The sequence below is a fragment of the Verminephrobacter aporrectodeae subsp. tuberculatae At4 genome, from assembly GCF_000193225.1.
Classification (GTDB): domain Bacteria; phylum Pseudomonadota; class Gammaproteobacteria; order Burkholderiales; family Burkholderiaceae_C; genus Acidovorax; species Acidovorax aporrectodeae.
Map to the genome: position 1 here is coordinate 1 of NZ_AFAL01000772.1, position 1,406 is coordinate 1,406.

The 1,406-nt window shown below is 75.7% G+C and carries 2 protein-coding genes; both read right to left on the reverse strand.

Annotated elements, in window-relative coordinates:
* Positions 1–606, reverse strand: a 606-nt coding sequence (locus VTU_RS0121380; RefSeq protein ID WP_010108590.1) for an ABC transporter ATP-binding protein, incomplete at its 3' end; no start/stop codon positions are given.
* Positions 603–1,406: FecCD family ABC transporter permease (locus tag VTU_RS0121385; RefSeq protein WP_010108591.1), on the reverse strand; the 804-nt coding region annotated here is incomplete at its 5' end. The genes VTU_RS0121385 and VTU_RS0121380, both read right to left, overlap by 4 nt.

A 1,406-nucleotide genomic window follows, 5' to 3' on the forward strand; every position in this document is an offset into this window, starting at 1 on the left:
CTCGTGCAGCACGCTCAGCACGGTGCCGCCGGCGTGCGCCAGCGTGCGCATGGTGTGCAGCCAGTCGGTCTGGTGCGGCGGGTCGAGGTTGGCCAGCGGCTCGTCCATCAGCAGCACCGGGGCCTGCACGGCGAGCGCGCGCGCCAGCAGCACGCGCTGGCGCTCGCCGCCCGAGAGCTGCGCCAGCGGCCGCTGGCGCCAGTCCCAGGCCTGCGTGCTGTGCAGCGCCTGCGCCACGGCGGCATGGTCCGCCGGGCCCGGCGGCGCGAGCCAGGACTGGTGCGGCAGGCGGCCGAGCATGACGACGTCGTAGCCCGTGAGCTCGTCGGCGCCGCCCTCGTTCTGCCCCAGCCAGGCGCGCAAGCGGGCGCGCTCGGGCGCGGGAATCTGCGCCAGCGGGCGCCCGAGCCAGCGCAGCTCGCCCTGCACCGCAGCGCGCGGCAGCAGGCCTGCGAGCGCCTTGAGCAGCGTGGACTTGCCCGCGCCGTTCGGTCCGACGACGCTGGTCCAGCACCCGGCGCGCAGTTCCAGGTCGATGCCGTGCAGGACGCGCTGCTTGCCGATGGCCGCGCAGACGCCGCGCGCGCTGATGGCGATCGGCTTCATGCCCCACCCGCCTGCACCGTGCGCCGGTGCATGAGCCACAGCAGGTAGCTGCCGCCGAGCGCCGCCGTGAGAACGCCCACGGGAAGCTCCTGCGGTGCGAGCAGCCAGCGCGCCAGGATGTCCGCGGCCAGCAGCAGCAGCGCGCCCATGAAGCTGGACAGCAGGATGTGGCGCGCGTGCGTCACGCGCACGATGGAGCGCAGCAGGTGCGGCGCGGCCAACCCGACGAAGGCGATCAGCCCGGTCTGCGCCACCGCCACAGCCGTGGCCAGCGCCATCGCGGCCACCAGGCCGGCGCGCATGGGAGTCAGCGGCAGGCCCAGGCTGGCGGCCGTGGCCTCGCCCAGCGTCAGCGCGTCGAGCGCGCGCGCCAGCGTCCAGGCGAGCACGCTGCACAGGCCCCAGGCCGCGGCCATGAGCGCGCAGGCCGCCCAGCCGACAAAGGCCGTGCTGCCCAGCGCAAAGGCGTGCACGGCCCGCAATATGTCGGGCGAGGCCAATTGCACCAGGTCGCGCAGCGCGCCCAGCACCACGCCCACGACCACGCCCGCGAGCAGCAGGCGCAGCGTGTGCTGCACGCCGCGCGCGAGCAGCAGCGTGAGCAGCACGGCGAGCACCGCGCCCGCAAAGGCCATTCCCGCGGTGCCGATGCGCGCCAGCCACGGCGTCGCCAGCGCGGACACGCCGAACCACGCCATGGCCACGGTCACGCCCAGCGCCGCGCCCGAGGCGCTGCCCAGCAGGTACGGGTCGGCCAGCGGGTTGCGAAACAGCCCCTGCGCCACGGCGCCGGCCAGGCC